Below are 7,341 nucleotides of genomic sequence, written 5' to 3' on the forward strand. Positions count from 1 at the left end.
GGCGCTAAACCTGCGGGCCTATGACTTCGTGTCCCAAGAGCTGCGGGCAGCGGAAGACCCCGAATTTGAAACCTTCTATACCAAGAACATCTTGTTGAACGAAGGCATCCGGGCTTGGATGGCCCCCATGGACCAACCGCACGAGAACTTTGTGTTCCCCGAGGAGGTATTGCCCCGTGGAAACGCTCTATAGTCCTGGATTTGTCGTCGGTGGCCGGGATCAGGAGTCCACTGGTTATGCCTGGTGGGCAGGCAATGCCCGGCTCATTGAACTGTCTGGCAAGTTACTGGGGGCGCACGTGGCCCATGCAGGGTTGATCGTCTTCTGGACGGGAGCGATGACCCTGTTTGAACTGGCCCACTTCAACCCCAACCAACCGATGTACGAGCAGGGGTTGATCCTGCTGCCCCACCTGGCGACGTTGGGGTACGGGGTTGGCCCCGGTGGTGAAGTGGTGGATACCACGCCCTACTTTGTGACAGGGGTACTCCACCTCGTCTCTTCAGCGGTGCTGGGCTTTGGCGGCCTGTACCACGCGCTGGTTGGGCCGGATACCCTGGAGCAATCCTTCCCCTTCTTTGGCTACGACTGGCGCGACAAGAACAAGATGACTACCATCCTGGGGATTCACCTGATCCTGCTGGGGTTGGGTGCCCTGTTGCTGGTGGTCAAAGCCATGTTCCTAGGGGGTGTGTATGACACCTGGGCGCCCGGCGGTGGCGATGTGCGGGTGATTACTAACCCAACGCTGGACCCGCGGGTGATTTTTGGCTATGTGCTGCGGTCACCCTTTGGGGGCGCCGGCTCGATTGTGGGGGTGGACAACATGGAAGATGTGATTGGCGGCCACATCTGGGTCGGCTTCCTGTGCATTGCTGGCGGGATTTGGCACATCCTGACCACCCCGTTTGGCTGGGCGCGGCGGGCCTTGATTTGGTCTGGGGAAGCCTACCTGTCCTACAGCCTGGGTGCCCTATCCCTGATGGGCTTCATCGCCTCGTTCATGGTCTGGTACAACAACACGGTCTATCCCAGCGAGTTCTACGGTCCGACGGGGGCAGAAGCATCCCAAGCGCAGGCCCTGACCTTCTTGATTCGGGACCAGAAGCTGGGGGCGAATATTGCATCGGCGCAGGGTCCGACCGGTCTTGGGAAGTACCTGATGCGCTCGCCTACCGGGGAAATCATCTTCGGGGGTGAAACGATGCGGTTCTGGGACTTCCGTGGCCCCTGGTTGGAACCGCTGCGGGGACCGAACGGCTTGGACCTGAACAAGCTGAAAAATGACATTCAACCCTGGCAAGAACGGCGGGCTGCCGAATATATGACCCATGCGCCTCTGGGTTCGATCAACTCGGTGGGTGGGGTGGCGACCGAAATCAACTCGGTGAACTACGTGTCGCCACGAGCCTGGTTGGCCGCCTCCCACTTCATCCTGGCCTTCTTCATGTTGATCGGGCACCTATGGCATGCAGGTCGGGCGCGGGCGGCGGCTGCCGGTTTTGAAAAGGGCATCGACCGCAAAGCCGAGCCAGTGTTCTCGATGAAACCGCTGGACTAGGTTCTTCACTAGCCTTGGTTGAACCCCTGGGGTCGCTCCTGGGGGTTTTTTATTGGGCCGTTGCCGGTAGATGCTCAGCCCAGACGCGCGGGGGACGCGAGCGCCGGATATTGCGCCAGATTTTCGTAGCCGCCAGGCATCCATCCGCCACCGCAATTGCCACCTGGTTGAGACCCTTTTTCAGGTCGCCCACGGCAAAGATGCGAGGGTGAGTGGTCTGGCAAAATTCGTCCGTCACCAGGTTTTCCCCATCCCAGGTCAGTTCAGGAATGTTTTTAAGGTAATGGTTGTAGTACTTCGCACCCATATTGATTAAGCCAGTGGTGCATTCAATGCGGGTGCCATCTACGAATTCCACCCCCTGCAACTGGTGGTTTTCCCCCAGAAAACGGGCAATTGGCGTTTCAATCAGGGGATAGCCGCAGGCTTTCAACCGTGCTTTCATTTCATCGCTGACGGGAAATAACCCGTGGGTTAACACCGTGATATAGGGCGTAAACCAACTGAGCACAAATGCCGCTTCGATTTGGGACTCTTTGCCAGCAATCAGGATGGCCTTCTGGTCCCACATATCAAACCCATCGCAAATCATGCACACGTGCAACGTGTAGCCCGCAAATTCGTAAACATTTTGCATATCGTCTAACTGGGGCAAGATGTCAATAATCCCCGTAGCAGCAATGAGATAGGTTCCCCTAAAGGTGGCAAACTTAGGGTTGGTTTTGCCGATCTTGACCTGCACCTCAAAATGGTCGCCGCAGTCAGTCACCCCGTCCACAAATCCCCGCAGGTAATCGGCTCCCCAGTGCAGGGCCATGTTAGTGGCGTGACGGAGAACTTCCCGTCCTGGTGTAGTCGGGTCTAAACCCACATAATTGCGCAATTCTTGCATCCACAGGGAGCGCCCTTTGCCCTTTTCAATCACCAAGCATTTCAAACCGTAGCGAGCTAGGTAAATGGCCGCCGAAAGACCCCCCATGCCGCCGCCGGCAATGATGGCGTCGTAGCAGGTGTCCAAGCGCTCGTGGAGATTCTGGCTGTTGAGTTTCATCGCAGGACGGGAGACAGCATGGTATCGGCGTCGGAAACCTCCAGAGGGTCCAGCGGGCAATCGTCGCTGAAAGTCACGCCGTCATTGACGTACATGGCATAGCGCCACGACCGCATCCCAAACCCGAAGTTGTCCTTACGGGCCAATTCCCTCGACCCGTCCGGCAACAAAAACACCTTGTGGCCCCATTGGTTCATCACAAAGGCGTCGTTCACCGATAGGCAAATCACTTCGTCAATCCCCAGCGCTCGGAATTCATCGTAGAGTTCCTCGTAGCAGGGCCAACGACGGCTAGAGCAGGTGGGGGTAAACGCGCCCGGCACCGCAAACAGCGCCACCTTCTTACCTGCAAAAATCTCCTGGGTCGTCACATCCCGCCAGTGAAACGGGTTGGGACCGCCCAAGGATTCATCCCGCACCCGCAGCTTAAACACCACCTCGGGAACTCGCTCCCCTAAGGCCATAGGGCGCGACATATTCACTTTTCCACCATACCACAGCCGTCGTTAACCCACCTGCTGCAGCCAGCGGGCCACCTCCACCGCGTGGTAGGTGAGAATCATGTCGGCTCCGGCCCGTTTTATCGCTGTCAAGGTCTCCAAGATGACCTTTTTCTCGTCAATCCACCCTTGTTGCGCCGCCGCTTTCACCATGGCGTATTCCCCCGACACGTTGTAAGCTGCCACCGGCAAAGAGGTGTGTTGTTTGACCCGGTAGATCACATCCAGGTAGGCCAGCGCCGGTTTCACCATGACGATGTCGGCCCCCTCCATCGCGTCCAGGTCAATTTCCTTGAGGGCCTCGCGGGCGTTGGCAGAGTCCATTTGGTAGGTCTTCTTGTCGCCAAACTTGGGGGCCGAGTCCAAGGCATCCCGAAACGGGCCGTAGTAGGCGGAGGCGTACTTAGCGGAATAGGCCAGAATCCCCACTTCAGTGTAGCCCGCCTGGTCCAAGGCGCGCCGGATGGCCCCCACCCGCCCATCCATCATGTCCGAAGGAGCGACAAAATCCGCACCTGCCGCCGCTTGGGAGACGGCCATCTTCACCAGCACCTCCACCGTTTCATCGTTCAGGATGCGCCCCTGGTCGTCCACCAACCCGTCATGGCCGTGGGTGGTAAATGGGTCAAGCGCTACATCTGTAAAGACCAATATCTCGGGCACCGCCGCCTTGATGGCCCGCACGGCGCGTTGAACCAGTCCTTCGGGGTTGTAGCTTTCGCTGCCCTGGTCGTCCTTTTGGGCGGGGGGCACCACGGGAAACAGCGCAACCCCTGGAATTCCCAGCTCGGCGACGGTTTTGACCTCTTGCACCAGGCGCGGCAAGGGATAGCGAAAACACCCCGGCATCGAGGGAATCGGCATCGGCTCCCCGTCTCCCTCCATCACAAACATCGGATAGATCAAATCGCCAGCGGTCAACACGGTTTCCTGAACCAGCCGCCGGATGGCCGGTGTGCGCCGCAGCCGCCGTGGACGATACGTGAGTTCCATAAAACGCCTGACGAACAACCCTCTCTACTCTACTGCTTCCCACGGGTGCGCTACAGTAGTCAAAGAGCGCTTAACACCCCGTAACAGTTTCCACCCATGTCCAGCCTGCGCGAACTTCCTGTGTTCCCTCTGCCGGAGGTGGTCCTATTCCCCGGCTGTCCGCTGCCGCTGCATATCTTCGAGTACCGCTACCGGATGATGATGGCCACCGTCTTGGAAACCGACAGACGCTTTGGCGTGCTGATGTGGAACCCCCAGGAGGGGCGGCCGGTCAACGTCGGTTGCTGCGCTGAAATCCTGCGCTACGAGCGGCTCCCCGACGACCGGATGCTGATTCTCACCCTGGGACAGCAGCGGTTTCAGGTGTTGAAATACCTGCGAGAAAAACCCTTTCGGGTGGCGCTGGTGGAGTGGATCGAAGACCAACCGCCCACGGAGGATTTGCAGCCCCTGGCGGATGAAGTTAGACAACTCCTGTACGACGTTGTGCAACTTTCCGCCAAACTGACCGACCAGGACGTGAGCTTACCGGAGCGCTACCCCACCCTGCCGCGGGAGTTCTCCTACTGGGTGGCCAGCAACTTTCAAGGGGCGCCGCTGGAGCAACAAGCCCTGTTAGAAATGCAGGACACGGCCAGTCGGCTGCGTCGAGAATCGGAAATTTTAGCGTCCACTCGCAGTCATCTGGCCGCCCGCACTGCCCTCAAGGAGGTCTTCAAAGATAAGACAGAACCCAACCTGTGAGTTCGGTTTTGCCCACTGGAGTCGGCAGTGGGGTTTGTTAGGGTAATAAGTAGAGACTGTAATTTAGTGGAGAGTAGCCACGAGCACCCATGCCTATGCCCGACTTGAGCGAACCGCGCACCAACGGGTTGTGGGAATACGTCCAATCCCTGCCACCTGAGGTCGTCGAGCAACTGTCGCGTCCCAGCAGCCCAGAAGCTCGGCAGGTGATGGAGCGCAACATCATTGGTCTGTTGGGGCAATTGCCAGCGGAACACTTTCACGTGCAGATTACGGTGGACCGGGAGAGCTTGGGACGACTGCTGGCCTCGGCGATGATCAGCGGCTATTTCCTGCGCAACGTTGAGCAACGCTACGCCCTTGACCATTGCCTTCAGGAATCCAACCCCTCAGGCGGTGCAAACTCCTGAAGCGCCCGCACCAGTTCGCCATAGGCGCTGGGGGACATGCGCGTCGCCAAAAGTGTAAGCAGTGGAGAGAGGGAGAGTTCTGTGTTCCCTAGCGTCCGACGTCCCAATTCACTCATGAGTTGCACCAGTTGGGCGACGTCCCCTAGGCTCCAATTCATTGGCTCGATGATCACCGTCTTACCGTCGCGGACCGTGCGCTGGCGGGTCACCGGCAGACTGAGCAGGGCATCCACCTTGCGCTGCAAAGCCCGCACGTAGTCCCATTCCATTTCTCGCCACTGCTCGCGCCGCTGCCGCCAGACCTCCTGCCGGTGTTGTTGACACTGCTGGGCGTGCCGTTGCCAGAGCATAGCCAGGTGCTGGTCCCAAGCGGCGGCCCGTTCCACCCATTGCCAGCGACTATACCAGCGTTGCAAGCGCTTGAGGGGATAGGCGGGCAACAACAGCTCTAACCGTCGTTGCGCCCCCATGTCCCGATAGCGGCAGAAAGCCTGATACGCAACCTGAGGTTCGCGGCGCTGTCGCTCCCAAACCGGTTCTTGCAAAGGCAGTGCCATATTATACAGTGTAATGCCGTCCTACGCGGAACTCCAACCGGTATTTCTACTCAAGCGCGGGGAGCTGGCGTAAAACGTCCAAAAACGCTTGGGCCTCGAGCGCCGTCAATTGATACCGGGATTCCTTGGCAAAGTGTTGTCGCAGGTAGGCCCGTCCCTGGGGAATGGTCCAGCCCACCCGTTGCATTTCTTGGGCGATCAACTCAATTTCCGGCAGCAGTTCGATGACCCCCGCCACCAGGCGATAGCACATTTTTTCGGTATCATTACGGCCTTGAAATGGTTGACTCAAACTCAGGCAGAGTAGGCAATGGGAACTAATGGATTGGCCCTGTTCCAATTTGCTGATAATCACCGGATCAGTAATACTAAAACCAATGTCAGCGCAGTCAAAAATGTCGTCCAGGATATAGGCGCGACACTTGCCAAATTCATTCCGTTCCCAGCGTATTTGTTTCGCTTCAATCAGTTGCAGGGTGCGGACAGGGCGTTGTTTTTCCAGGTAGGTGTAGGGGATTTTGCGCCCGAAGTTAGGGTAAAGGAATTCCCATTCGCGATAGGTGAGAAGGTGCGTGACCTCAGCACGACCCTCAACGCGCCAAGCCCCCGTCGTGTAGAGCCGGTTTTCTCGCTCGTGACCAGGTCCCCGCGCATCGGTAACCGGAATATGGACAATGTCTAGAAGGTGCAGCTCGGGCACCGGGATATGGGGGTCATCCGTCGGAATCCGGCCATCGTCAGCGGGGGAAACTGGGCGAATCCACTCCCCCGAATCTAGGGAAATGCCAGCGATACAACGCCCCTGGTGTTTGTAGGAATTGGCCAAGAGAATGAGCCGCATGGCGGTTGCCCTAAAGATGGATAATTTCCAGGTTATTCAACCGCGCCTGCAAATACTCCGCCGCCAGACGTCGGTGACAATGGTGAGGCTTATCTTCGCTGCACAAAAAACAGGCGTTGTGCAATTGGTCAGGCGTAAATAGGGTTTCCACCTGACGTTGGGCGATCAGTTCCAGGTAGGCTTTTTCGTATGCGGACCAGGACATTTTCTTCTTCTTGTAGCCGTCAAACATCGCAGGCGCGGGGGCCAGGGAAAGACAGTGTTCGTACTGGATGTGGGCGATTTTGTCCAAAAAGTATTGCAAATCCGGTTGCTTAGCAAATCCTGCAAGTTGGGACGTGTTGTGGAGCCGCGTGTCAATAACGCGCTGCACGCCCGCCTGCTTCAACGTTTCAAAAAACTGTTGCGCCGATTTACGGGTAAACCCCATCGTGAAGAGTCGAATGTGGGTCATGGTTTTCCCCCTCAACGTAGGCAATTTTTAATCCCTGGCGATAATAAGCCTCCTTCAACCGTTCAGCGCGATTCGGTTGGTCCCCAAACAAGGACAATTGTCCCTCTGGCAGGCAGTCCGACCGGTTATAGAGTCGGAGTAGGCGTTCCTCCAATTCCTCGTGATATTCCAGTGAACCATCGCTGTGGATATGGGCGATTTCCAGGTTGTAGGGGACAAGATGGGGACA

Annotated in this window: 11 protein-coding genes; 4 read left to right on the forward strand and 7 right to left on the reverse strand. The window is 57.6% G+C overall.

All coding sequences use genetic code 11. The annotated features are described in order from the left end of the window. Window positions 1–193, forward strand: a 193-nt coding sequence (locus NZ705_12090) for a photosystem II D2 protein (photosystem q(a) protein) (GenBank protein MCS7293683.1), incomplete at its 5' end; no start/stop codon positions are given. Then, window positions 177–1,562, forward strand: coding sequence for a photosystem II reaction center protein CP43 (psbC, locus tag NZ705_12095; GenBank protein MCS7293684.1), 1,386 nt, complete (start codon window positions 177–179; stop codon window positions 1,560–1,562). The genes NZ705_12090 and psbC, both read left to right, overlap by 17 nt. 49 nt (window positions 1,563–1,611) lie before the next feature. On the opposite strand, the gene NZ705_12100 is transcribed toward psbC, so the two are convergent. The 3 genes from NZ705_12100 to hemB are packed head-to-tail and all read right to left on the reverse strand — an operon-like array spanning window position 1,612 to window position 4,106. Then, window positions 1,612–2,613 (reverse strand): NAD(P)/FAD-dependent oxidoreductase, encoded by a 1,002-nt coding sequence (locus NZ705_12100; GenBank protein MCS7293685.1) that lies wholly within the window; start codon window positions 2,611–2,613, stop codon window positions 1,612–1,614. After that, window positions 2,610–3,077 (reverse strand): redoxin family protein, encoded by a 468-nt coding sequence (locus tag NZ705_12105; protein MCS7293686.1) that lies wholly within the window; start codon window positions 3,075–3,077, stop codon window positions 2,610–2,612. The genes NZ705_12100 and NZ705_12105 overlap by 4 nt, the downstream gene beginning before the upstream one ends. 42 nt (window positions 3,078–3,119) lie before the next feature. Next, window positions 3,120–4,106, reverse strand: a complete 987-nt coding sequence (gene hemB, locus NZ705_12110; GenBank protein ID MCS7293687.1) for a porphobilinogen synthase — start codon at window positions 4,104–4,106, stop codon at window positions 3,120–3,122. Between the two features lie 96 nt (window positions 4,107–4,202). On the opposite strand from hemB, the gene NZ705_12115 reads away from it, so the two are divergent. After that, complete coding sequence (locus NZ705_12115) at window positions 4,203–4,850, forward strand: LON peptidase substrate-binding domain-containing protein (GenBank protein ID MCS7293688.1); 648 nt, start codon at window positions 4,203–4,205, stop codon at window positions 4,848–4,850. A gap of 95 nt (window positions 4,851–4,945) precedes the next feature. Beyond that, window positions 4,946–5,260, forward strand: coding sequence for a DUF760 domain-containing protein (locus NZ705_12120; GenBank protein MCS7293689.1), 315 nt, complete (start codon window positions 4,946–4,948; stop codon window positions 5,258–5,260). On the opposite strand, the gene NZ705_12125 is transcribed toward NZ705_12120, so the two are convergent. The 4 genes from NZ705_12125 to NZ705_12140 all read right to left on the reverse strand — a co-directional run. Continuing rightward, window positions 5,224–5,817, reverse strand: a complete 594-nt coding sequence (locus NZ705_12125) for a hypothetical protein (protein MCS7293690.1) — start codon at window positions 5,815–5,817, stop codon at window positions 5,224–5,226. The two genes, NZ705_12120 and NZ705_12125, sit on opposite strands and share 37 nt — an antisense overlap. Before the next feature lie 46 nt (window positions 5,818–5,863). After that, window positions 5,864–6,658, reverse strand: a complete 795-nt coding sequence (locus NZ705_12130) for a hypothetical protein (protein MCS7293691.1) — start codon at window positions 6,656–6,658, stop codon at window positions 5,864–5,866. 10 nt (window positions 6,659–6,668) lie between these two features. After that, window positions 6,669–7,112, reverse strand: a complete 444-nt coding sequence (locus NZ705_12135; protein ID MCS7293692.1) for a DUF488 domain-containing protein — start codon at window positions 7,110–7,112, stop codon at window positions 6,669–6,671. Next, a partial coding sequence (locus tag NZ705_12140; protein MCS7293693.1) for a hypothetical protein occupies window positions 7,072–7,341 on the reverse strand: 270 nt, incomplete at its 5' end. The genes NZ705_12135 and NZ705_12140, both read right to left, overlap by 41 nt.

The sequence above is a fragment of the Gloeomargarita sp. SKYB120 genome (assembly GCA_025062155.1).
In the GTDB taxonomy this organism is placed as follows: Bacteria; Cyanobacteriota; Cyanobacteriia; order Gloeomargaritales; family Gloeomargaritaceae; genus Gloeomargarita.